Here is a 22,027-nt window from a genome sequence, read left to right as displayed (position 1 = left end):
CGCGGTCAGTCCTTCTTGATGCGGTATTCGCCGGTCTCGGGATCCCGGACAAGCGTGCCATGGGCGCGGTTCTTCATCTCCGCTTCCTCGCGGCGCACCTTTGCCGACACGCGCTCGGCTTCACGGACGAAGGACTTGTAACCGTACCAGGCGACAAGGCCGACTGCGCCCAACAAAAGAACCTGGGCCATGTTTTCCTCCTTCCGGCGTGCTGGGGGTATCGGCCGGCTGTTTGATCGCCCTCATTCTATCCGCCCCAGGCCCGCTCTCAAAGCCCCAACCGTCCCCACCAGGCGCGTTCATCCGCCGCATCGGCAAGCGCGTGGACGGTTTCCGCGCCAAATCCGGATCGCAGGCCGAACAGGCCGCGCCGCCCGAAAAGCCCGCGCGGCGGACTGATCAGCTTGAGGCTGGTCTTCTCCCCATAGCGGTCCTTCAGGAACGAGCGCATGTCGCCGAGGCCGTCGACAAGGCCGCGGCGCAAGGCGCCTTCACCGGCCCAGAACGCGCCTGTAAACAGGTCCGGATCGTCCGCCAGCCGGTCGCCGCGCCTCGATTTCACCAGGTCGATGAAGGTCTTGTGCACATCGAGCTGTAGGCTTTTTAGCCGCTCGATGTCTTCGGCCTTTTCCGGCTGGAACGGGTCGAGCACCGATTTGTTCTCGCCGGCTGTGTAGACGCGCCGCTCCACGCCGATCTTCTTGAGCATTTCAGGAAATCCGAAACCGGCCGATATCACGCCGATCGAGCCGACAATGGAGGAGGGATCGGCGATGATCTCGTCGCCGGCACAGGCGATCATGTAGCCGCCGGACGCCGCTGCATCCTCCACGAAGACAATCACCTTCTTGTCTTTTTCCTTCGCCAGGTCGCGGATACGCCGGAAGATCAGGCGCGACTGGACCGGCGATCCGCCCGGTGAATTGACGGAAATGGCGATGGCGGGCGCCTGCCGGTAGGAAAAGGCCTTTTCCAGCGTGCCGGCCACGCTGGCCAGGTTCAGCGCCGGCCTGCCGAGCGAGCCGCTTGACGCGATGACGCCATGCAGGCGGATCACGGGAACGGTCTTGCCTTCCGGGCGCAGTTTCTTCGGAAGCAGTCGGGTCAGCGCATTGGCCACGGGTCTCTCCGGTCGTATCGTGTCTCGACTGAAATGTAAGAAGGAACAGGGGCTGCACAATGGGCCGGGGCTGCTCAATCGCCGAAAAGCGAAGCCCTGCCGTTGTTGATGGCGTCCGCCCCGGCTGAAAACAGGTCGCTGCCGGACTCGTGCAGGAAAAGCGGCGGTGCGAAGACAAGGCGCTTGCGCGAGGCCCGGACGCCGCGAATGACGATGCGGATGGCTGCCGTGTCGTCGCGCGGATGGATCGGCTTGATCTCCAGCCCGCCGAAACGCCCCTCCAACGCGTCAAGCGCCGGGCCGATGGCATCGGGCCGGACGATGAGCGCGATGAGACCGCGTGTCCGCGTGATCGCCGCGGCGGTTCGGATCCAGGCTTCCAGCAGGCCGTCCGCCATCACATGCGCCTCCGCCTTCAGCCCGTCCGGGGTCTGCCGGTCGTGTCCGGCATTGAAGGGCGGGTTCATCAGCACTGCCTCGAAGCCGTTGTCGGCCAGGCCGGCTTTGGCGCGCGCCGGACCACGCAGCGTCACATCCGCCTGAATCACGGCGGCACGGTCCGCCAGCCACGCGTTCTGCGCCAGGGCAAGCGTCTGCCGAGCGAAACCGGCCATTTCGGCGGAGCGCTCGAACAGCACCGTCCGCGCCTCGCGGCAGCGCGAGACGGCAGCCAGGCCGGCTGCGCCCGCACCGGCACCCAGATCGGCAATCCGCCCGGCAAATCCCGAGGGCAGGGCGGCGGCCAGCATCATCGCATCCATGCCGGCCCTGTGCCCGCGCCGCGCCGGCTGCTTCAGCCAGAAATCGCCGCGATGAAAGGCGTCCAGGGTGAAATCCGTCGCCAGACTTTCAGCCGTCACGCGCTTCGGTCCCGATCCCGGCGTCTTGCAACAGGCGGCGCGCCTCCTCGATCCGCTCGTCTTCCACGAGCAGCCGCCGGGGCAGGACGCCCAGCGATCCTTCCATCACGCTCATGTTTCCGTCCGCCACGAAATGCGCGATGCCGGCATCGCGCATGAGGGATTCGGCGAACGAGATGACGACGACGTCATTGGTGCGAATGAGTTCCTTCATGGCCGCGACTATGGCCGCATGCCGCGGCCGCGTAAAGGCGCCGGCGCCTTGTTGCGGGCCATTTGCCGCGCCGATTTGCAGGCAGTCGGCACGGCTCCAGCCTTGCGGCAAGGGCGACAAGCGACTATCAGACAAGACGTCCGTGTATGGTGGAAACGCTGCTGGCGTCGATGGAGTAGGGCCTTGGGAGTAGTGGTGTCGATTGACGAGCGCAAGAGAACGGCTGCCTCTGTCAAGCCGTTGATGGATCTGACGGCCGCGGGCATGGCCCGGGTCAACGAGCTGATCCTGTCCAAGGCCGGCTCGGATGTGGAACTGATCCCGGAAATATCGCGCCATCTCGTGGCCGCCGGCGGCAAGCGCCTGCGCCCGATGCTGACCCTGGCCGCCGCCGAGTCGTTCGGCTACGAGGGCGAGGGGCACGTCAAACTGGCCACAGCGGTGGAATTCATGCACACGGCCACGCTGCTGCATGACGATGTGGTCGACGAGAGCGATCTGCGCCGCGGCTCCGAAACCGCGCGTGTGATCTGGGGCAATCAGGCGTCCGTTCTGGTCGGCGATTTCCTGCTTGGCCAGGCCTTCCGCATGATGGTCGATGTCGGTTCGCTTGCCGCGCTGGACGTCCTGTCAACGGCCGCTTCGGTCATTGCCGAGGGCGAGGTGTGGCAATTGTCCGCCGCCAAGGACCTGGAGACCACGGAAGACGATTACCTGGGCGTCATCAATGCCAAGACGGCCGCGCTCTTTTCCGCCGCCGCCGAGGTCGGCCCGATCATCGCCGGCAAGGGCAAGGCGGAGCGCGCGGCATTGCGGTCCTACGGCACCAATCTGGGCCTGGCCTTCCAGCTTGTGGACGACGCGCTGGATTACGGCGGCTCGGCCGCCGATCTCGGCAAGAATGTCGGTGACGATTTCCGCGAAGGCAAGGTCACCTTGCCTGTCATCCTCGCCTATCGCCGCGGCACGATGGATGAGCGCGCTTTCTGGAAACGCGCCATCGAGGGCGGCGAGAGCGACGACAAGAACCTGGAAATCGCGCTGGGATGCCTCCAGCGCCACAGCGCCATCGCCGACACCATTCAGCGGGCCCGCCACTATGGCGAGATCGCCCGCGATGCCCTGGCGCCGCTGCCCGCCGGCATGCACAAGGATGCCATGGTCGAGGTCATCGACTTCTGTATCTCGCGTGTCGTCTGACGCGCATCCGGATCGGCCGGACCTTGCGGCATCGCAGGCACCGGGGCGCATTGCGCTGCGACCGTAAAAAGGCCATCCTTTGCTGAATTGAGTCACCGACCGGCGCGCGGCGGAGAGGCGTGGTCACGGGCTTTGAAAGCGGGAAGGAAAGACATGCGATTGGGTTGGAAAGCAACGGTTCCGGTCATGGCGGCCCTTGCGGGTCTCTCGCTGGCGGCGACGCAGGGATTGGCGAAGGAAACCGTCGAGCAACCGGAAAAGCCCGTTTTCGCCACCTCGCTCGCCGGCGCGTTTCTCGCCGCCCGCACAGCCGAGGCCGATAACGATTTCGACGATGCCATTGCCTTTTACCAACGGGCGCTGGCTTTCGATCCGGCCAACGAAACCATGCAGCAATCGCTGCTTCTCGCGCTCATCGCCTCCGGCCGGTTCAACGATGCGCTGCCCGTTGCCGAAAAACTCAAGACCGTGGCCGAGGCGGAGCGCTATTCCCGGCTGGCCCTCGGCGTGGATTCCATCCGCGCCAAGCAATACCGGTCGGCGACCAATTACTTCAAGCTGGCGCTGTCGTCCGATCTGGACAACCTGATCACGGGCATTTTGACGGGCTGGGCGATGGCCGGCTCCGGCGACACGCAGGGCGCCATCGAGCATATCGTGCGCCTCGACGGTCCGCCATGGTTCGAGGTGTTCCGCAATTACCATGCCGCGCTGGTGGCGGACATGGCCGGCGATCCTTCCGCCGGCGAGCGTTACCAGAAGGTGATCGACGACCGTGCATCCGCCGGCGCGGCGCCGGACACGTGGTTGCGAGCCGTCGACGCCTATGCCGCTTGGGCGGCGCGCAACGGGCGCCAGCAGAAGGCCGGTGAGGTTGTCGGACTTGGCCTTGAGGTTTCCGCCGGCCGGCCCTCCACGGTCGCGCTGAAAGAGGCCATCGCGTCCGGCAAGACCGTTCCGCCGCTGGTGCGCACGCCCCAGGAAGGCGGTGCGGAAATCCTTCTGAACGTGGCTGCCGCGCTCAACCGCAGCGGCGGCGAAAGCTTCGTGCGCCTTTACCTGCAATACGCCCTTGCGCTCGATCCCGACAATGACATCGCCCTCGCCACGCTGGGTTCGGTGGCCGAGAAACTGGGCGAATCCCAGATCGCCATCGACACCTATTCCAGGGTTCCGGCCAATTCGCCCTTCAGGCGGCTGGCGGAATTGCAGCTCGGGCTGAACCTTGCCGACCTGGACCGCTACGACGAGGCCGTCGAGCATCTCAAGGCAGCGATCGCCAGCGATGAAACCGACACGCGCGCCTGGCTGTCGCTTGGCGGCGTCTATGCCGCGAAAGAGGATTTCGCGTCCGCGGCCGCCCTTTATGACGAGGCTGTGGCCAAGATCGGGGAGCCGAAGCCGGAAGACTGGACGTTGTTCTATCGCCGCGGCATCGCCTACGAGCGCACCAGGCAATGGGACAAGGCCGAACCGAATTTCCGCAAGGCACTGGAGCTTTTCCCCGACCAGCCGCAAGTGCTCAATTACCTCGGATATTCCTGGGTCGACATGAACATGAACCTGGAGGAAGGGCTGGAGATGATCCGCAAGGCCGTCGATCTGCGCCCGCAGGACGGCTATATCGTCGACTCGCTGGGCTGGGCCTATTACAGGCTCGGCCGTTATGACGAAGCGGTGGAGGAACTGGAAAAGGCCGTTCGCCTGCGCCCGGAAGATCCCACGATCAACGATCATCTGGGCGACGCCTACTGGCAGGTCGGCCGCCGGCTGGAGGCAACCTTCCAGTGGTCGCATGCGCTCGCCCTTGATCCCGACGAGGATTTGAAACCAAAGGTGCAGGCCAAGCTGCGGTCCGGATTGCCGGATGAAAAGGCCGGCGAGGTGGCCGAGCCGGACATGGCGGATACCGGCGGCGAAAAGGGCTGATCCTGTCCGCTTGATCCTTATCAGGGCGTCAACGGCAAGGGCCTGCTTTGTTTCGGACCGGCTGAGCGGGGACAGAACATGGCCGATCCGGTCTTCATTGCCGACGATGTGACCAAGGTCTACCGGACTGAAAGCGTGACGGTGCATGCCCTGCGGGGCGTGGACCTGACCCTATGTCAAGGCGAGATGGCGGTCCTGCTCGGGCCGTCGGGGTCGGGCAAGTCGACGCTTCTCAATATCCTGGGCGGGCTTGACACGGCGACATCGGGCAAGGTCCTGTTCCGCGATCTCGACCTGACCCGTTGCAGCGAACGGGAATTGACCCGGTACCGGCGCGACCATGTCGGTTTCGTTTTCCAGTTCTACAACCTGATCCCCAGTCTCTCGGCCTGGGAAAACGTCGCCCTGGTCACTGAAATCGCGCCCGATCCCATGGCGCCGTCCGAGGCGCTGGAAATGGTCGGCCTGCACGAGCGCCAGCGCCATTTCCCCGCTGAATTGTCCGGCGGCGAACAGCAGCGCGTCGCCATCGCCCGCGCCATCGCCAAGCGGCCGGACGTCCTGCTGTGCGACGAGCCCACTGGCGCGCTCGACTCCGCAACCGGCGTCAAGGTGCTGGACGCGCTCCAGCGCATCAATGCCGAACTGGGCACGACAACCGCGATCATCACCCACAACGCGGCCATACAGGCCATGGCGCACCGCGTTTTCAACTTCCATGACGGGCGCATCGTGTCCGAACATGAAAACGAGACGCGGCTGGCGGCTTCGGAGGTGGAATGGTGAGGCTCGCCATGCTCGACCGCAAGGTGCTGCGCGATCTGGCCCGCCTGTGGGCGCAAGGCCTGGCCATTGCGCTGGTCATGGCCTGCGGCGTCATGACCATCGTTCTGGCCGTCGGCGCCTGGCGCTCGCTGGAGGAAACGCGCCAGGCCTACTATGACCGCTACCGCTTTGGCCATGTCTTCGCGACGGCCAGCCGGGCGCCGGTGACGCTCGGCCGCGAGATCGCGCGCATCGATGGCGTTGCCGCGGCGGGAATGCGCATCGTAAAGCCGGCCGTGCTCGACATTCCCGGCATGTCGGTGCCGGCCACGGGCCTGGCCATCTCGCTGCCCGCATCGGGCGAGCCGCCGGTCAACGCGCTCTACCTGCGCGAGGGCCGCCTGCCGCGCGCCGGCTCCACGCGCGAGGTGGCCGTCGACGAGCGCTTTGCCAGGGCCCATGGCTTTGCGCCCGGTGACAGCTTCTCTGCCGTTCTCGGCGGCCACAAGCTCGATCTTGCCATCACGGCCATCGTCCTGTCGCCGGAATATGTCTATGCGATAGGCCCTGGTGACATGGTGCCCGACGACCGCCGCTTCGCTGTCTTCTGGATGCCGCGCCGCGCCATGGAAGGCCTGTTCGACATGGCTGGCGCCTTCAACGACCTCTCGCTGATCCTGCTGCGCGGCGCATCCGGGCCGCGCGTGATCGAGGCTGTCGACCGTCTTCTCGAACCCTATGGCGGACGCGGCGCCTATGACCGCGAGGAACAGACCTCCAACGCCTTCCTGTCCAGCGAACTGACGCAACTGAATGCCATGGCGCGGGTCATACCGCCGGTTTTCCTGTTCGTCTCCGCCTTTCTGGTCAACATGATCCTGTCGCGCCTCGTGGCGCTCGAACGTGAGCAGATCGGCCTTCTCAAGGCCTGCGGCTATTCGTCCGCGGCCATCGCCTGGCACTATGCCAAGCTGGTCATCGCCATCGCCCTCGTCGGATTGGCCATCGGCGGCATTGCCGGCAACTGGCTGGGCCAGGCGCTGACGCGGCTCTACGCCGATTTCTTTTCCTTTCCCTTCCTGATCTTCCGCCAGAGCGTCGATCTCTATCTTCTTGCGGCCCTTGTCTCCGTCGCTGCCGCGCTGGCCGGCGCCGCCAGGGCGATCTGGACAGCGGTCAGCCTGCCGCCGGCGGTTGCCATGCGCCCGCCTGCGCCCGCCCGCTACCGCTCCGTCCTGTCAGGCCGCAAGGGCGTGCCGGCACTGATGTCGCGCCTGACCACCATGGCGATGCGCCAGATGCTGCATCGCCCGTTGCGCACGGCGCTGACGACGCTTGGCCTGTCCTTTTCCGTCGCGCTTCTGGTGACGGCCCTGTTTTCCAACGATTCCATCGAGGTGATGATCGACACGGTCTTTTTCCGCGCCGAGCGCGCTGATGCCCGCCTGTCCTTCGGGCAGGAGCAGGCGCCGGAAATCATCCACGATGTCGCCCGCCTGCCGGGTGTCTTGCGCGCCGAGACTTTTCGCACCGTGCCGGTCATCATCCGCAATGCGGGCACGCAGAAGCGCGTGGCCATCACCGGCATCGCGCCCGGAACGCGCCTGTCGCAAGTGCTCGATCTGGATGGCAACCCGGTGGGCATGCCGGACCGTGGCCTCCTGTTGACAGACCGGCTGGCCCGCCAGCTTCAAGCCCCGCCCGGCACACGGGTCTCCGTCGAACTGATCGGCCAGGGCAGGCGGGTGGCCGAAGTGCCCGTCACTGCCATTGTTGAAAGCTATGTCGGCCTTGGCGCCCACATGCACCTCGATGCGCTGGACCGTCTGGCCGGTCCCGGCCCGCGTGTCTCCGGCGCCTGGGTGGAAGCCGATGCCGCACGGCTCGATGAACTCTATGGAAAGATAAAGGCGCTGCCGGCACTGGGATCCATCGCGCTGCAGAATGTCTCGCGCGAGAAGTTCCGCGAAACCATCGGCGACAACATCCTCACCATGATGACGGTCTACGTGGCCATCGCGGTCATTGTCGCTTTTGGCGTCGTTTACAATTCCGCGCGCATCCAGCTCTCCGAGCGTGGCCGCGAATTGGCCAGCCTGCGCGTGCTGGGCTTCACCCGGGCCGAGGTCAGCCGCGTTCTGCTCACCGAGATGGCCATCGTGGCACTGGCCGCCCAGCCGCTTGGCTGGGCCATCGGCTACGGCTTCTCGCTGTCTGTCATCGAGGGCTTCGCCAGCGATCTGTTCCGAATTCCCTTCGTCATTCATCCGTCAACCTATGCCTTTGCCAGCCTGGTGGTTCTTGCGGCCGCTGGCGCATCGGCCCTGATCGTGCGCCGCCGTGTCAACCGGCTGGACATGATCCGCGTCCTGAAAACCCGGGAGTAGTCCTCATGCATGGTCACTGGCTGCGCAACGCCATCATTCTGGCCGTCCTCGTTGTCGTGGGCGCGGGGTTCTGGTGGGCCTTCAAGCCGCGCCCCGTTGCCGCGGACATGGTCTCGGTAACGCGGGGGCCGATGACGGTGACCATCGAGGAGGATGGCGAAACCCGGGTGCGCGAGATTTACCGCATTTCGGCGCCCGTCGCGGGCAATGTCGGCCGCTCGCTGCTGGAAGTGGGCGACCCGGTCAAGGCCGGGGAAACGGTTGTCGCCACCATCAACCCCGTGACCCCGCCGATCATCGACGAGCGCACCCGTGCCGAGGCCCGTGCCCGGGTGGAAGCCGCCCGCGCCGCTGTCGCGGTGGCCGAGGCGCAGGCCGAAAGCGCCCGCGCCGCGCTCGATCTGGCGACATCGGAGCAGGACCGCGCCATGCGACTGGCCGACCAGGGCACGATCTCCGAAAGCCGGCTGGAAAGCGCGCGCATTGACGTGGATGTGAAACAGGCGGCCGTGCAGAGCGCACAGGCGCAGGTGGCGCTGCGCAAGAGCGAACTGGCCAGCGCTCGCGCAGCCCTCATCCAGCCCGGCGACGCGGTGCTGAAGGAGCCGGAAGAGGATTGCTGCTACCGCCTCCGTTCGCCGGCCGATGGCGTCATCCTGTCGCTGGCGGTGAAGAGCGAACAGGTCGTGCAGGCAGGCATGGAACTGGCGACCGTCGGCGATCCGTCGAGGCTTGAAGTGGTTGCCGAGCTTCTGTCATCGGATGCAACACGCCTGAAGCCCGGCGCCCGCGCCACCATTCGCGGCTGGGGCGGCGATCCGGTGCCGGCCACGCTGCGCCGCGTCGATCCGGCCGGTTTCACCAAGGTCTCCGCGCTCGGGATCGAGGAAAAGCGCGTCAATGCGGTGCTCGACCTCGAACGCCCGGAGCCGGCGCTCGGCCATGGTTTCCGTGTGCGCGTGGCGCTGGAGACCTGGAGCGAGCCGGATGTGCTGGCCGTGCCCATTGCCGCCCTGTTCCGCACCGGCGGTGACTGGACCGTCTTCGTTGTGGAGGACGGGCGGGCGCAGGTGCGCCGCGTCGAACTCGGTCACATGAACGACGAGAAGGCACAGGTGCGTTCCGGATTGGAGGCGGGCGACACAGTCATCGTCTATCCCGGCGACCAGGTGGCCGATGGCGTGCTGGTGGAGCGGCGGTGAGGCATCATTGCCGCGCCTGTGAAAGCACCCATTTCTTGGCTTCTTCGCGCTCGCCGGCGTCGAAATGGCGCATCGGTTCCTTGAAAAAAGCCTTTGAGAGTTTCGTCGCCCACGCCTTCCAGCCGCCACCGCTGATGATGGCCGCCGGGCCGATCTGATCGCGGTGCGTCGTGTCGAATTTCATGTCGTGCCAGAGGGCAGCCGGTTCGTAGCCCTCAAGGTCGGTGGCGTCGATGACCATGGGCACCTTGCCCTGCATGTCGGCGAATTGCTCGAAAACCGGTTCGAAAGCTTCGATGTCAGCCGCTGAAATGTGGCCCGAGGCGTCCAGGAACATGACGCCGTCTTCCCGTTCGATTGTCAGCATGTGGACCTCCTGTTTTCAGGATAACGGGAGGCCGTCGCCGAATGTTTCGGGTGACGCCGGTCAAAATGCCTTGAGCAGGCGCGTGGTCTCCGGATCCATGAAGCCGGCGACGGTGGCCTCGGTTTCGAGGTCCAGCGCGCGGCGGATATCGGCCATGGCCGACTGGTTGAGCACCCGTTTCATGGCGCGCACCGAAAGCGGCGGCAATTGCGCCAGCTTCGATGCCATTTCCTCTGCCACTTCCATCACCATGTCGTCGCCCACCACCCGGTTGGCAAGGCCGAGACCGAGCAGCGCTTCGGCATCGTAGCGCTCGCCGAGGAACAGCATCTCCCGCGCCTTTGCCAGCCCCACCATGGCAGGCAGCATGGAGGTGACGGCGCCTGTGACGAAAAGGTTGAGCGACACCTCCGGGAAGAAGCCTTTCGCGCTCTTGCCCCAAACGGAGAAATCGCAATTGATCGCCCATTCGAACCCGCCGCCGACTGCCCAGCCCTTGATGGCGCCGACCACCGGCTTGGCGCCGAAGACAATGGAAACCGTCGCCCGCTGGATGGCATCCACGAGGTCGCGCGCCTGTTCCGCGCTTTCCGGGTGAACGTGGTCGCGCCGGTCGTCGCCTGCGCAAAAGGCACGACCCTCGCCGGTGAACACGATGGCGCGCGTTCGCGGATCCGCATTCGCGTCATCGAAAGCGCGCGCCACGTCGTTGATCAGCGCCCGGTTCATGGCGTTCAGGCTGTCTGGCCGGTTGAGCGCGATGATGCGCACGCCATCATGCTTGCCCATGCGGCTGTTGATGGTGGCATAGGAAAAATCGCTCATGCATGGCTCCTGATCACGCGTTTCGTCTTGCCTTCGGTGACAGGGAAATGGCCGGGCGGCACGATCTCCACCCGTGCGCTGGCGCCAAGGATGCGCTTGATGGCGTCCTCCACCGCCCGCGCCAGCGTGTTCCTGTCGGCCACGTCCGCGCCCTGTCTCATCTCGGCCTGCACCGGCAGGTGATCGTATGGTGGCGGCGTGTCGAGCACGATGCGGTAGTCGCCGGAAAGCGCGTCGAACCCGCCGATCACCGCGGCCACCATGGTCGGAAACATGTTCAGCCCGCGCACCACCACCATGTCGTCGGAGCGGCCGACGACGCGAAACCGGAAGCCGTGCCGGCCGCAGGCACACGGCGCGGTTTCGTCCACCGCGATGATGTCGCCGGTGCGGAAGCGGACCAGCGGCTGGCACTCCTTCATCAGATGGGTGAGCACCAGTTCGCCCTCCACCCCCGGTTCGAACGCCAGCGCGGCGCCGCTTTCCGGGTCGATGATCTCGGGATACAGGATGTCCGAGGCGAGAAAGTGCAGCCGCGTGTCGTGCTCGCATTGCGCGGCGAAATTCGACAGCACGTCCGACACGCCATAATTGGCATTGCGCGCGGCCATGCCCCACGTCTCTTCCACGCGGGCGCGGAAGGCCGGATCGTCCAGCCCCGGCTCGCCGCCGAACAGGCCGAGCCGAAGGCCCAGGTCGCGCGGGTCAAGGCCGGGATGGCGCTCGCGGATGACCTTTTCCAGAACGGAAGGATAGGAGGGCGTGCAGGAAATGGCAGTGATGCCGGTTTCGCGGATGGTGCGGATCAGGAGGTCCGTGGAGCCGGTGCCAAAGGGCACCACCGCCGCGCCCGTCGCCTCCAGCGTCATGTGGTCCGATACCCCGCCCATCCACATCTGGTAATTGAGGCAGTGAACGACCATGTGCGACGGGGTCAGACCCGCCGCCCGGTGGCTGCGCCCGCCCACCTGCGCCGTCATGTGCGCATCGCGCGCCGACAGCGCGATATTCATCGCCTGGCCGGTCGTGCCGGAGGTGCGATGCAGGCGGTTGACCGTTTCAAGCCCGGTGGCGAGATAATCGCCGAAGGGCGGATGCGCACCCTGCGACAGGCGAAGCCCCGCCTTGTCGCAAAAGGGCAGCGCGGCAAGATCGGCCAGTTTTTCCGGCGGCGTCGTGCCCTGCCAGAGAGCGTTAAGGAAGGGCGAATGCGCCATCACGTGCCGCCGCTGCTCGTCCCATGCGGCCTGCTGGTGCGGGCCAAGCTCCGCCGCGCTCATCCGCTCGGCATTCTCGATCAGGCTCATGGCTCCATGCCCTTCTTCCACAGGGTTGTCAGCGTTTCGATGACTGTGTCTTCATCGGTCGAAAGGCGCCCGAGCGCCTCGTCCTCCAGCAGCAGCCATTGCACCAGGTATTGATCCACCATGCCGCCCAGCGCATAGGCGCGTCGCGTGATCTCGTCCGCGTTCAGGCAAGGCGGGCCGGCCTTGCGCCGCATCGCAGCGGTCACCGTGGCCGCCCATTGCGCGTTGAGCGCGTGAAATGCCGCGCGGCATTGCGGCATGGCGTCCAGCCCGCCAGCCATATGGCGCATCAGCCCGGCATGGGCGCGGAAAAGCCGCACATAGGCCGCGGTGGCTGCGCGCACCGGATCGCCGCCGGGCTCGGCGGATGCCGCATGCATGCGCACTCTCAGGAAGTCCGCGAAGCCGCTCAGCACCGCGCCCGCGCAGTCGGCCCGGTCAGCGAAATGCAGATAGAACGTGCCATGCGCCACGCCCGCTGCCTTGCAGATGGCCGCAACCGTGGGCACGGGCGCGCCCGGCAACTGCATCAGGCGGGCGCAAGCGGCGAGCAGGCGCGCGCGCGTTCGCTCCGTCTTGCTGCCTTCGCCTGTCGCCGCATCCAGTACGGCGAGATAGGCCGCCGGCCTGTCATCGCCGTGCAACGCCGCTGTCTCGCCCGGACCGGTATCGCGGCTGTGGTCCGCAACGGCATTTGCCACCTGTTTCGCCATGTGCCAATTCAACTCCAGAATGAAAATGATATCAGTGTCATTTTTGAGCGGGAGTCAAGAGGGCCCGATCGCGGCGAACGGCGGGTCAGGGATCAGAGGATTTCCAGAATGCGCTCGGTGGGGCGTCCGAGTCGGGCGCCCTTTTCCGTCACAATGACCGGCCGGTTCAAAAGGGAAGGGTGTTCGGCCATGAAGTCGAGCAGCGCATCGTCGCTCCATTTCCCATCGTCCAGGCCGAGGTCTTCGTAAGGGGAACCCTGTTTGCGCAGCAATGCGCGCACCGGCTCGCCCGTCGCCTTGACGATGGCTGCCAGTTCGTCGCGCGTCGGCGGTGTTTTCAGATACTCGACCACACGCGGCTCAAGGCCCTTTTCCTGGAGCAGGGCCAGCGCCTGCCGCGACTTGGAGCAGCGCGGATTGTGATAGATCGTGACATCCATGGCGCTCATGCCTTTGCCTGTTCGCGTGCGATTGCCCGCCAGCCGATGTCGGAGCGGGTAAAGCCGTCGGCCCAGCGAATGCACCCGACCGCCTCATAGGCCCGCTTGCGCGCCTGCGTCACCGTTGCGCCCGTCGCGGTGACATTGAGAACCCGTCCGCCATTGCCGACGACATGACCGTCCTTCTCCGCCGTGCCCGCATGGAACACCTTCACGCCAGCCAGCGCGTCGGCCTCGGCAAGGCCCTCGATCACGCCGCCCTTTTTCGGTGTGCCGGGATAGCCGGCCCCGGCCATGACGACTGTCAGCGCCACGTCGTCCTTCCACCCGACGGTCTTTCCGGCAAGGTGGCCGGTCGCCGCCGCCATCAGCAGCGGCAGCAGGTCGCTTTCCATGCGCATCATCAGCACCTGGCATTCCGGGTCGCCGAAGCGAACATTGTATTCGATCAGCTTCGGCCCCTTGTCGGTGATCATCAGCCCGGCATAGAGCACGCCTGCAAAGGGTGCGCCGGCTTCCGCCATGCCGGCCATGGTCGGCGCGACGATGGTATCCATTACCTCCGCCACCAGCGCGTCGCTCATCACCGGGGCTGGCGAATAGGCACCCATGCCGCCCGTGTTCGGCCCGGTGTCGCCGTCGCCCACGCGCTTGTGGTCCTGCGCCGTGGTCAGCGGCAGGGCGGTGGTACCGTCGCACAGGCAGAAGAAGCTTGCTTCTTCGCCGACAAGGCATTCCTCGATGACCACACGGGCGCCGGCCTCGCCGAAGGCGCCCTCGAAACAGTCGTCGATGGCCGCGCAGGCTTCATCCACCGTTTCGGCGACCGTGACGCCCTTGCCGGCGGCCAGCCCGTCCGCCTTGATGACGATGGGCGCACCCTGCGCGCGTATATGCGCCTTGGCCTTGGGCGCATTGTTGAACGAGGCCCAGGCGGCGGTGGGGATGGCCTTCCGGTCGCACAACGCCTTGGTATATTCCTTGGAGCCTTCCAGTTGCGCCGCCTCGCGCGAAGCGCCGAACACGGCAATCCCGGCCGCCTTCAGATCGTCGGCAAGACCCGCGACAAGCGGAGCTTCCGGGCCGACGACCACCAGCCCGATTTCCTTTTCCTTGCAGAACCTCGCAACGGCGTCATGGTCGCAGACATCCAGCGCGACACAGGTTGCGTCCTGTGCGATTCCGGGATTGCCCGGCGCGGCATAGAGCGTGCCGAGCCGTGGCGATTGCGCGATCTTCCATGCCAGGGCGTGTTCGCGCCCGCCCGATCCGATCAGCAGCACATTCATGCGGTCCACTCCGTTCCAAGCCATGTTCGGCGGGTTTGCCCCCCGCACGCGCTCACGTCAAGCACTGCCCGGCAGGGATCAACCGCAATTGGCCGGTCCCGCTTGACGCGGGCGCGCCTGCCTGTCACTCAGGCGGGCATGGAGACAGTGCAGTCAAGAGACAAGCAGGGCCGGGTGGCCGACGCGCCGTCGGGCCATTGGGTCTATCGGGTTCTGCCGCGCCCCGTCTGGCCCTATGCGCAACTGGCCCGCTGGGACCGGCCCATCGGCTGGTGGCTGCTGCTCTGGCCGTGCTGGTGGTCGACGGCGATGGCCGCCTCCGCCGGCGGCAGGCTGGGCGCATCCCTGGCGGACATGCTGCCTTCGCCTCTCGTGCTGGCGCTTTTCCTCGTCGGCGCCGTCGCCATGCGCGGGGCCGGCTGCACCTACAACGATCTGGTGGATCAGCGCATCGACGAGCAGGTGGCGCGCACACGTTCGCGTCCGCTGCCGTCGGGCCAGGTCAGCCGCAGGCAGGCCTGGGCATTCCTTGCCGCCCAGGCGCTGGCCGGCCTCCTGGTGCTGCTCCAGTTCAATGGCTTCACTATCCTGCTCGGCATCGCCTCGCTGGCCGTGGTCGCCATCTATCCCTTTGCGAAACGCTTTACCAATTGGCCGCAATTCTTTCTGGGACTTGCCTTTTCCTGGGGTGCGCTGATGGGTTGGGCCGTCGAGTTCGCAACGCTCGCCGCGCCGGCCCTGCTGCTCTATGCGGGTGCCATCCTGTGGACCATCGGCTATGACACCATCTATGCCCATCAGGACAAGGAGGATGACGCGCTGGTCGGCGTCAAATCCACCGCGCGCCTGTTCGGCAGCCGCACGAAATTCGCGCTGACCATGCTCTATTCGGGTGCGCTTCTGTTCTTCGCCATGGCCTTCATGGAAGCCGACGTGCCATTCCCGGCGCTGGCCGGGCTTGTCGCCGCCGCCTTTCACATGGTCCGCCAGATTCGCGTGCTCGACATCGACGATCCCGACCAGTGCCTCAGGCTGTTCAAGTCGAACAGCCATCTGGGATGGCTGGTCTTCCTCGGCCTCCTGGGCGGGGCGGTGTGGGCAGGCATTTCGCCCGGCCTGTGAGCCGGGCTGACCGCATCAGGACCGGGCGATGATTTCCTCGCCCTCGATGACGAGCCGGAACGCGCTGTCGCCGACGCGCCGGCGCATCAGGAAGCGGGCCCGCGGCCGGCGCGGCGTGCGGCGGGGACGCCGGTCCTGCGGGTCGGCGGTCTTCACCGCGCCGAGGCTGTCTTCCAGCGAACGGGCGACGCCATCGGCCTCGAACAGCAGCATGGGCAGCTTGCAATGGTCGGCCCAGGCCCGCCAGTCGGCAGCGATGTCGTAGAGGTCGCCGGCCACCAGCAGCGGCACGCAGAGCGCGGGATCGCCATGCAGCAATTCCAGCGTCACGGTCACATCGCCGAACTCGTCCTCGATGGCGCGTGCCGCGACTCCGCGATAGGCCTTGAACGGCAGAGCCAGCGAGCAGGGCAACCCGGAGCGCACCAGGACCTTTCGCACCGAAACGCCCGTTGCGTGGATCGTGAACGTGACGTCACTGTCGTCCGGCGCCGCATAGCTGGCGATCTGGGGCAATCGGGCCGGGTCGAGACGCATGTCGCGTCCGGCCCATGCGGGCTTGGTATTGGTCTGCATTTGACGCCTTCCTGTAAAACTTCCCCGGGCCGTTTTGGCTCCGGCGGACCGGTTTTCCGGTCTCGTTGACAGGGATATTAGCGCCCGCTGTTTCCGGAGCGCTTAAGGAAGACGGTTAAGAAATACTCGCCAGACCACAGGGTTAGCACTTCGTGACCCGGTGTAAGGAAGTGGCAGGAAATATAATCAAATCGTTTATGATTGATACCGGAAGGGCTTGGCGAGGCGTTCGACCGGAGCGGTCCGTTCTAGATGACCTTGCCGGGATTCATGATGCCCGCCGGATCGAACGCTGCCTTGATCCGCCGCATGAGATCGATCCCCACCGGCGGCGCGGTTTCGATCAGTTCCGCGCGCTTCATCTGTCCTATGCCGTGCTCGGCGGAGATGGAGCCGTTCATCGTCCGCACCACATCATGAACAGCCTTGTTCATCGGCTTGTAAAGTTTAAGGAAATCAGGATCGCCGGATGCGGGTTCGGAAATGTTGTAATGCAGGTTTCCGTCACCCATGTGGCCGAAGCAGACCACCCGCGCCTGCGGACTGACGGTCTTCACCGCCGCTTCCGCCTCGCGGATGAAGGCGGGAATGGCGGCGACGGGCACCGAGATGTCATGCTTGATGGAAGCGCCGGCCGGCTTTTGCGCATCCGACAGCGTTTCGCGCAGACGCCAGAAAGCCTGTGCCTGCGCCAGCGAGGCGGCCAGGACGGCGTCCTGCACCAGCCCCTTTTCGAAGGCTGTTTCCAGAATGCTTTCCGTCACCGCCCGCGCATCCTCGGCCGACCGCCCGGAGGAAATCTCCATCAGGACCAGCCATGGGTGATGGCCGCCGAGCGGCGCCATATTGCCTGGAATGTGTGTGACGGCAAAATCCATGGCCAGATCGCGGACCAGTTCGAAAGCGGTCAGCCCGCTGCCGGCCTGTGCCGTCGCCAGGTTGAACAGGGCAAGAGCTGCCTCCGGGCTTTCCACGCCGATCCAGGCCACTTCCTGTCCCTTCGGCTTGGGAAACAGCTTCATCACCGCTGCGGTGATGACGCCCAGCGTGCCCTCGGCGCCGACGAAGAGGTTCTTGAGGTCGTAGCCGGTATTGTCCTTTTTCAGCTTTCGCAGATCGTCCAGCAGCTCGCCGGTCGGCAGCACCACCTCGACGCCCAGGCAAAGCTCGCGCGCATTGCCATAGGCCAGCACCCCGGTACCGCCGGCATTGGAGGAAAGGTTGCCGCCGATCTGGCAGGAACCCTGGCTGCCGAGCGACAGCGGGAACAGCAGGCCGGCCCCGTCGGCTGCCTCCTGGATGGTTTGCAGCACCGTGCCCGCCTCGACGGTGATCGTGGCGCTGTCGCGGTCGAGTTCGCGAATGCGGTTCAGGCGCGAAAGCGACAGGATCAGGGCCTTGCCGGACTGGTCGGGCATCTGGCCGCCGACAAGGCCCGTATTGCCGCCCTGCGGCACGACAGGCGTGCCGGTCTCGCTGGCGAGCCTGAGAATGGCGGAAACCTCCTGCGTGTTGCCGGGCCTGAGCACCATGGCGGCCTTGCCGCCCCACAGGCCGCGCGGCTCCTTCAGGTGCGGCGCCATGGCATCGTTGCCGGTCAGCGCGTGGGGCTCGCCGACAAGGGCGGCAAAACGGCTCTTCAATGTCGCGTCCATCGGGTGTCAGTCCTTGTCGTTGCGCGCGCCCGCGCCCTCGCGCGGCGCTGCGGCCCGGGCCAGCCGGTCGTTGATGGCTTCGCCAAGTCCGTTCATCGGAACCGGTTCCACCGCGATCCGCGTTGCGCCCGTCGCATCCAGCGCATGCATGTAGGCAAAAAGGTTGGCCGCTGCCTCTGTGAGATCGCTGGCCGGCGACAGGTTGAGCACCGCCGCCGCCTTTTCGTGGCCCGCCGCCCGCACCGGGCCGAAGGCCAGCAGCGCTTCGCCGGGTGCCACCCGGTCCGCGTTGAGCCGCACGGCCGCGGCGGGCGCATAATGCGACGCCAGCATGCCAGGCGCTTGCACCGCCGCGCCGGGCCGGTTGCGGATCACGGTCAGGCCCGTCGCCTCGATATCCTCTGCGGCGATGCCGCCGGGCCGAAGCAGGCGCACCGCGCCGTCCTCTACCTTCACGATGGTCGATTCCACGCCCACCGGGGCAGGTCCGGCATTGATGATCAGCGGAATGCGGTCGCCGAGGTCGGCCGACACATTTTCCGCGCTTGTCGGCGAGATGCGCCCCGAGCGGTTGGCCGAGGGCGCGGCGACCGGTCGGCCGAGCCTTGCGACGACATCCGCGCCGAAACCGCGCGGCATGCGCAGCGCCACCGTGTCCTGCCCGGCGGTGACGAGCGGATGAATGGCTGTTCCTGCGGCGAGTGGCACGACGATGGTCAGCGGTCCGGGCCAGAAGTGCCGGGCCAGCGCAAGCGAGGTATCGTCGAAAACGCCGATTGTGCGCGCCATGTCCAGCGAAGCCACATGCGCGATGAGTGGATTGAAACGGGGCCGGCCCTTGGCGGCGAAGATTTCAGCCACGGCGGCGCCATTGGTGGCATCGGCGGCCAGCCCGTAAACGGTCTCCGTCGGAATGGCGACGAGACCGCCGGCTGCCAGTGTCTCGGCCGCCCGGTTCAGGCTTTCCGGATCGTCAGCGTTCAGGATCTCGGCCACGGGTCCCTTGTCCATTCATGGAGGCCCGGTTCCTAGCGCCTGGCCGGGGCCTCTGCAAGCGCCGTGCAAATGCTTCAAATTTGATTCGTTTCCAAAACCGCATTTTCAGCAGCCCTTGCTAGGGTCATGTCACGAAAAAGGGATTCCACGGGGTTTGTACGATGAAATTTCTCCTTCTCACGGGCGGTCTGCTGCTGGCGGCCACGGGGGCTCATGCCGGCATGCTGCCGAACGGCACGCCGGTCACGCAGATATCGGCATCTGTCTTCCTGATGGGCGCGCCGGCAGAACCGGTGGAAGAGCCTGCCAGCCAGGCGGCCGCGCCAAGAACCGTCAAGGTCGCGGCCAGGCCCACTGCCCTGATGAGCCTCGACGAGATCATCGGCGAACGCCCGGAAGTGATGAACAAGCCACGCGCGATCGCCGACCTTGCCGGGCCGGAGGGCGAGGACGGGTTCCCCGGCCAGAACCCGGGCAACGGCTTCGACACGGCATCGGCCGGCGGCGTGCCGGCGCCCGGCGATGCGCCGGTTGATATCGACGAGAACCGGACCGCCGCGGTCAATCCACCGGCCGCACCGGATTTCCGGGGCATGGAACTGCGCCGCGAATAGGCGCCGGAATGATGCGCGCCGGCAGGCCCTGACCTCAGCCTGTCTGCACGCTTGAAAAAGGCGGATGGCCAGCCTGGCGATCCGCCTTTTTTGCATTATCCGGCGATCCGCGAGAAATCGGCCACCTGACCTGTGGCGGCCCGGATGCGCGCCAGCAGGGCCAGCCGGTTGGCGCGGACCTTGTCTGCCTCGGCATTCACCAGGACGGCCTCGAAGAAGGCGTCCACCGGCTGGCGCAGCCGGGCCAGCGCACCGAGCGCGGTCTCGTAATCCTCCGCCGCGATGGCCTGCGCGGCGAAGTGTTCCGCCTCTTCCAGGCTGTCGAAAAGCGCGCGCTCCTCATCCGTCTCGAACAGGGCCGGATCGATGGACCCGGCAACGGCGGTGCCCTTCTTCTCCTCGGCGGCCAGGATGTTGGCGGCGCGCTTGGTGCCGGCCAGAAGGTTCGTGCCGTCCTCGCTGCCGAGGAACGCCGACAGTGCCTCCACGCGGCGGATGATCAGCGCGATATCGTCGCTGTCCGGCGAGATCACGGCATCGATCAGGTCGTGGCGTGCGCCTGAATCCCTCAGGTAGACCTTGAGCCGGTCATGGAAGAAGGCGAGCAGGTCGGCGGCAATCCCGCCGGCATCGTTGGCCGCCGCCACATGTGCCAGGTCATTGACCCATTGGTGCTCGAAATTCTCCGCAACGCGCTGCTCATGCGGCACATAGGTCTCGATGAGATAGTCGCGGAAAGCCTCGTCGCCGAAGGCGCGATCCGTCAACAGGCGCTGCAGATGGCGGGCGCCCACCTGTGCAAGCCCCATGCGCACGCCGTTCTCTGCCACGATGCGGATGATGCCGAGCGCGGCGCGGCGCAGCGCGTAGGGGTCTTTCGAACCTGTCGGCTTCTCGTCGATGGCCCAGAAGCCCGTCAGCGTGTCCAGCTTGTCAGCCAGCGCCACCGCGATGGAAACGGGCGCGCCGGGCACGGCATCGGACGGGCCCTGCGGCTTGTAGTGTTCCTCGATAGCCGCGGCGACCGCGGGATCCTCGCCCTGAAGCGCCGCATAGGTCCGCCCCATGGCACCCTGCACCTCGGGAAATTCCTGCACCACTTCCGTCTGCAGGTCGGCCTTGGCAAGCAGGGCCGCCCGGCGCGCCAGCGCGGCATCGGCGCCGACAATGGGTGCCAGCATTTCTGCCAGTTTGGCGATACGCTCCACCCGTTCGCCCTGCGTGCCGAGCCTGGCATGGAAGGTGACGCCCAGATGATCGAGACGGGCCATGCGCTGGTCCAGAGGCCGGGCGAGGTCGAGGCCGAACGTGTCGGCACTGCCCTTCAACTGGTCCAGATCGGGCAGATCCGCCTGGTCGGTGTGCCAGAAATAGAGCGCATCGGACAGGCGCGCGCGCACAACCTTGCCATTGCCATAGGCGATTTCCTTGCCGCCATCGCGCGCCTCGATATTGGCGACGAGGATGAAGCGGTTGGACAGCGCGCCGTCCTTGCGGGTGACGAAGCATTTCTGGTTGGTCTTGATGGTCAGCCGCGTCACGTCATCGGGAATTTCGAGGAACTCGGCCTCGAATTCGCCCATCAGCACCACCGGCCATTCGACCAGGCCGGAAACCTCCTCGGCAAGGCCTTCGTCTTCCACCAGTTCCAGCCCGTTGGCAAAGGCGAGATTGCGCGCATCCTCGACAATGATCCGCTTGCGTCTTTCGGCATCCAGGATGACCTTCGCCTTTTCCAGCCCGGCGGCATAATCGTCGAAGCGGCGCACCGTGAAGGCGTCCGGCGCGTGGAAGCGGTGGCCGCGCGTCTCGTTGCCGGCGCGGATGCCGTCGACCTCGAAATCGACGACGCGGGTCTCCTCGGTTTCCGGGCCGAACGTGCACAGGATGGATTGCAGAGGCCGCACCCAGCGCAGCGCGCCGGGCTCGGCCGATGCCTTGCCCCAGCGCATCGACTTCGGCCAGGGGAAGTTGCGGATGATGCCGGGCATGATCTCGGCGATGATGGCTTCGGCATCGCGGCCGGGCGTAGCGATCACGGCAACGTAGAAATCGCCTTTCTTCGGGTCGGAACGCACTTCGGCCTGGTCGATGGAGGCAAGCCCGGCGCCGCGCAGGAAGCCCTCGATGGCCTTTTCGGGTGCATCGGTGCGCGGGCCCTTGCGTTCTTCCCGGACATCCTTCGAGCGCGCCGTCAGGCCGCGAATGTCCAGCGCGAGGCGGCGCGGCGTCCAGTATTCGGTTGCCGCCTCATAGGTCAGGCCTGCCTCGACGAGGCCGTCGGTCACCAGCTTCTTCAGGTCGCCGGCAGCCTTGCGCTGCATGCGGGCCGGGATTTCCTCGGAGCGGAGTTCAAGCAGAAGATCGGGCATGGTCATACCGGAGCAAGAAGGAAAGACGCGCCGGATTACCAAGCCGCGTCCGTCTTGTCACCCGCCACGCCCAT

21 protein-coding genes are annotated in these 22,027 nt (G+C 66.0%); 7 read left to right on the top strand and 14 right to left on the bottom strand.

The annotated features are described in order from the left end of the window. Nucleotides 1-5: 5 nt before the first annotated feature. From R3D65_RS03575 to R3D65_RS03560, 4 genes are all read right to left on the bottom strand, one after another. Nucleotides 6-191: a hypothetical protein gene (locus R3D65_RS03575; protein WP_371273858.1), complete on the bottom strand. Its 186-nt coding sequence runs from the start codon at nucleotides 189-191 to the stop codon at nucleotides 6-8. Nucleotides 192-268: 77 nt separating this feature from the next. After that, nucleotides 269-1,120, bottom strand: coding sequence for a S49 family peptidase (locus R3D65_RS03570; protein ID WP_371273857.1), 852 nt, complete (start codon nucleotides 1,118-1,120; stop codon nucleotides 269-271). A 74-nt stretch (nucleotides 1,121-1,194) separates the two neighbouring features. Then, nucleotides 1,195-1,980: a tRNA1(Val) (adenine(37)-N6)-methyltransferase gene (locus R3D65_RS03565; protein ID WP_371273856.1), complete on the bottom strand. Its 786-nt coding sequence runs from the start codon at nucleotides 1,978-1,980 to the stop codon at nucleotides 1,195-1,197. Then, nucleotides 1,970-2,194, bottom strand: coding sequence for a DUF2007 domain-containing protein (locus R3D65_RS03560; RefSeq protein WP_371273855.1), 225 nt, complete (start codon nucleotides 2,192-2,194; stop codon nucleotides 1,970-1,972). The genes R3D65_RS03565 and R3D65_RS03560 overlap by 11 nt, the downstream gene beginning before the upstream one ends. Nucleotides 2,195-2,437: 243 nt before the next feature. Here R3D65_RS03560 and R3D65_RS03555 point away from each other — a divergent pair, with 243 nt between their 5' ends. The 5 genes from R3D65_RS03555 to R3D65_RS03535 all read left to right on the top strand — a co-directional run bounded on the left by R3D65_RS03555 (nucleotide 2,438) and on the right by R3D65_RS03535 (nucleotide 9,677). Next, complete coding sequence (locus R3D65_RS03555) at nucleotides 2,438-3,394, top strand: polyprenyl synthetase family protein (RefSeq protein ID WP_371274352.1); 957 nt, start codon at nucleotides 2,438-2,440, stop codon at nucleotides 3,392-3,394. A gap of 153 nt (nucleotides 3,395-3,547) precedes the next feature. Further along, nucleotides 3,548-5,323, top strand: a complete 1,776-nt coding sequence (locus R3D65_RS03550; RefSeq protein ID WP_371273854.1) for a tetratricopeptide repeat protein — start codon at nucleotides 3,548-3,550, stop codon at nucleotides 5,321-5,323. 78 nt (nucleotides 5,324-5,401) lie between these two features. Next, the gene (locus R3D65_RS03545) at nucleotides 5,402-6,109 is read left to right on the top strand and encodes an ABC transporter ATP-binding protein (RefSeq protein ID WP_371273853.1); all 708 of its coding nucleotides are present in this window, start codon (nucleotides 5,402-5,404) and stop codon (nucleotides 6,107-6,109) included. Beyond that, nucleotides 6,103-8,475, top strand: a complete 2,373-nt coding sequence (locus R3D65_RS03540) for an ABC transporter permease (RefSeq protein ID WP_371273852.1) — start codon at nucleotides 6,103-6,105, stop codon at nucleotides 8,473-8,475. The genes R3D65_RS03545 and R3D65_RS03540 overlap by 7 nt, the downstream gene beginning before the upstream one ends. A 5-nt stretch (nucleotides 8,476-8,480) precedes the next feature. After that, nucleotides 8,481-9,677, top strand: a complete 1,197-nt coding sequence (locus R3D65_RS03535; RefSeq protein ID WP_371273851.1) for an efflux RND transporter periplasmic adaptor subunit — start codon at nucleotides 8,481-8,483, stop codon at nucleotides 9,675-9,677. 4 nt (nucleotides 9,678-9,681) lie between these two features. On the opposite strand, the gene R3D65_RS03530 is transcribed toward R3D65_RS03535, so the two are convergent. From R3D65_RS03530 to purD, 6 genes are all read right to left on the bottom strand, one after another. Beyond that, complete coding sequence (locus tag R3D65_RS03530) at nucleotides 9,682-10,044, bottom strand: STAS/SEC14 domain-containing protein (protein ID WP_371273850.1); 363 nt, start codon at nucleotides 10,042-10,044, stop codon at nucleotides 9,682-9,684. A gap of 60 nt (nucleotides 10,045-10,104) precedes the next feature. Beyond that, nucleotides 10,105-10,869, bottom strand: coding sequence for an enoyl-CoA hydratase/isomerase family protein (locus tag R3D65_RS03525; protein ID WP_371273849.1), 765 nt, complete (start codon nucleotides 10,867-10,869; stop codon nucleotides 10,105-10,107). Further along, nucleotides 10,866-12,176 carry a phenylacetate--CoA ligase family protein gene (locus R3D65_RS03520; protein ID WP_371273848.1) on the bottom strand — a complete coding sequence of 437 codons (1,311 nt, stop codon included), beginning with the start codon at nucleotides 12,174-12,176 and terminating at the stop codon, nucleotides 10,866-10,868. Before R3D65_RS03520 ends, R3D65_RS03525 begins: the two co-directional genes overlap by 4 nt. After that, complete coding sequence (locus R3D65_RS03515) at nucleotides 12,173-12,889, bottom strand: TetR/AcrR family transcriptional regulator (protein ID WP_371273847.1); 717 nt, start codon at nucleotides 12,887-12,889, stop codon at nucleotides 12,173-12,175. Before R3D65_RS03515 ends, R3D65_RS03520 begins: the two co-directional genes overlap by 4 nt. A 92-nt stretch (nucleotides 12,890-12,981) precedes the next feature. Next, a complete protein-coding gene (arsC, locus tag R3D65_RS03510) occupies nucleotides 12,982-13,338 on the bottom strand; it encodes an arsenate reductase (glutaredoxin) (protein WP_371273846.1) in 357 nt (118 codons plus the stop codon). Further along, nucleotides 13,335-14,618: a phosphoribosylamine--glycine ligase gene (gene purD, locus R3D65_RS03505; protein WP_371273845.1), complete on the bottom strand. Its 1,284-nt coding sequence runs from the start codon at nucleotides 14,616-14,618 to the stop codon at nucleotides 13,335-13,337. Before purD ends, arsC begins: the two co-directional genes overlap by 4 nt. A 138-nt stretch (nucleotides 14,619-14,756) precedes the next feature. Between purD and ubiA the strand changes: the two genes are divergently transcribed. After that, nucleotides 14,757-15,740 (top strand): 4-hydroxybenzoate octaprenyltransferase, encoded by a 984-nt coding sequence (gene ubiA / locus R3D65_RS03500; protein ID WP_371273844.1) that lies wholly within the window; start codon nucleotides 14,757-14,759, stop codon nucleotides 15,738-15,740. 15 nt (nucleotides 15,741-15,755) lie between these two features. Here the strand turns inward: ubiA and R3D65_RS03495 are convergent, their stop codons facing one another. From R3D65_RS03495 to R3D65_RS03485, 3 genes are all read right to left on the bottom strand, one after another. Next, on the bottom strand, nucleotides 15,756-16,316 hold the full coding sequence (locus tag R3D65_RS03495) for a DUF6101 family protein (RefSeq protein WP_371273843.1): 561 nt from the start codon (nucleotides 16,314-16,316) through the stop codon (nucleotides 15,756-15,758). Between the two features lie 248 nt (nucleotides 16,317-16,564). Beyond that, a complete protein-coding gene (locus R3D65_RS03490) occupies nucleotides 16,565-17,971 on the bottom strand; it encodes an FAD-binding oxidoreductase (protein WP_371273842.1) in 1,407 nt (468 codons plus the stop codon). A 6-nt stretch (nucleotides 17,972-17,977) separates the two neighbouring features. After that, nucleotides 17,978-18,982 carry an L-threonylcarbamoyladenylate synthase gene (locus tag R3D65_RS03485; RefSeq protein ID WP_371273841.1) on the bottom strand — a complete coding sequence of 335 codons (1,005 nt, stop codon included), beginning with the start codon at nucleotides 18,980-18,982 and terminating at the stop codon, nucleotides 17,978-17,980. A 146-nt stretch (nucleotides 18,983-19,128) separates the two neighbouring features. On the opposite strand from R3D65_RS03485, the gene R3D65_RS03480 reads away from it, so the two are divergent. Continuing rightward, nucleotides 19,129-19,581, top strand: a complete 453-nt coding sequence (locus tag R3D65_RS03480) for a hypothetical protein (protein ID WP_371273840.1) — start codon at nucleotides 19,129-19,131, stop codon at nucleotides 19,579-19,581. Nucleotides 19,582-19,676: 95 nt separating this feature from the next. Here the strand turns inward: R3D65_RS03480 and glyS are convergent, their stop codons facing one another. After that, complete coding sequence (gene glyS / locus R3D65_RS03475; protein ID WP_371273839.1) at nucleotides 19,677-21,953, bottom strand: glycine--tRNA ligase subunit beta; 2,277 nt, start codon at nucleotides 21,951-21,953, stop codon at nucleotides 19,677-19,679. Nucleotides 21,954-22,027 lie beyond the last annotated feature (74 nt).

Source organism: Zhengella sp., assembly GCF_041397485.1.
In the GTDB taxonomy this organism is placed as follows: domain Bacteria; phylum Pseudomonadota; class Alphaproteobacteria; order Rhizobiales; family Rhizobiaceae; genus Zhengella.
Note: the sequence above shows the minus strand (reverse complement) of the source record. Positions and strands in the feature narration are given on the sequence as shown.

What these genes read in the sequence shown, in the direction of transcription:
- R3D65_RS03575 (WP_371273858.1), bottom strand. Translation starts at nt 191, where the DNA reads ATGGCCCAGGTTCTTTTGTTGGGCGCAGTCGGCCTTGTCGCCTGGTAC.
- R3D65_RS03560 (WP_371273855.1), bottom strand. Translation starts at nt 2,194, where the DNA reads ATGAAGGAACTCATTCGCACCAATGACGTCGTCGTCATCTCGTTCGCC.
- R3D65_RS03555 (WP_371274352.1), top strand. Translation starts at nt 2,438, where the DNA reads ATGGATCTGACGGCCGCGGGCATGGCCCGGGTCAACGAGCTGATCCTG.
- R3D65_RS03550 (WP_371273854.1), top strand. Translation starts at nt 3,548, where the DNA reads ATGCGATTGGGTTGGAAAGCAACGGTTCCGGTCATGGCGGCCCTTGCG.
- R3D65_RS03545 (WP_371273853.1), top strand. Translation starts at nt 5,402, where the DNA reads ATGGCCGATCCGGTCTTCATTGCCGACGATGTGACCAAGGTCTACCGG.
- R3D65_RS03540 (WP_371273852.1), top strand. Translation starts at nt 6,103, where the DNA reads ATGGTGAGGCTCGCCATGCTCGACCGCAAGGTGCTGCGCGATCTGGCC.
- R3D65_RS03535 (WP_371273851.1), top strand. Translation starts at nt 8,481, where the DNA reads ATGCATGGTCACTGGCTGCGCAACGCCATCATTCTGGCCGTCCTCGTT.
- R3D65_RS03530 (WP_371273850.1), bottom strand. Translation starts at nt 10,044, where the DNA reads ATGCTGACAATCGAACGGGAAGACGGCGTCATGTTCCTGGACGCCTCG.
- R3D65_RS03525 (WP_371273849.1), bottom strand. Translation starts at nt 10,869, where the DNA reads ATGAGCGATTTTTCCTATGCCACCATCAACAGCCGCATGGGCAAGCAT.
- R3D65_RS03520 (WP_371273848.1), bottom strand. Translation starts at nt 12,176, where the DNA reads ATGAGCCTGATCGAGAATGCCGAGCGGATGAGCGCGGCGGAGCTTGGC.
- R3D65_RS03515 (WP_371273847.1), bottom strand. Translation starts at nt 12,889, where the DNA reads ATGGCGAAACAGGTGGCAAATGCCGTTGCGGACCACAGCCGCGATACC.
- arsC (WP_371273846.1), bottom strand. Translation starts at nt 13,338, where the DNA reads ATGAGCGCCATGGATGTCACGATCTATCACAATCCGCGCTGCTCCAAG.
- purD (WP_371273845.1), bottom strand. Translation starts at nt 14,618, where the DNA reads ATGAATGTGCTGCTGATCGGATCGGGCGGGCGCGAACACGCCCTGGCA.
- ubiA (WP_371273844.1), top strand. Translation starts at nt 14,757, where the DNA reads ATGGAGACAGTGCAGTCAAGAGACAAGCAGGGCCGGGTGGCCGACGCG.
- R3D65_RS03495 (WP_371273843.1), bottom strand. Translation starts at nt 16,316, where the DNA reads ATGCAGACCAATACCAAGCCCGCATGGGCCGGACGCGACATGCGTCTC.
- R3D65_RS03490 (WP_371273842.1), bottom strand. Translation starts at nt 17,971, where the DNA reads ATGGACGCGACATTGAAGAGCCGTTTTGCCGCCCTTGTCGGCGAGCCC.
- R3D65_RS03485 (WP_371273841.1), bottom strand. Translation starts at nt 18,982, where the DNA reads ATGGACAAGGGACCCGTGGCCGAGATCCTGAACGCTGACGATCCGGAA.
- R3D65_RS03480 (WP_371273840.1), top strand. Translation starts at nt 19,129, where the DNA reads ATGAAATTTCTCCTTCTCACGGGCGGTCTGCTGCTGGCGGCCACGGGG.
- glyS (WP_371273839.1), bottom strand. Translation starts at nt 21,953, where the DNA reads ATGCCCGATCTTCTGCTTGAACTCCGCTCCGAGGAAATCCCGGCCCGC.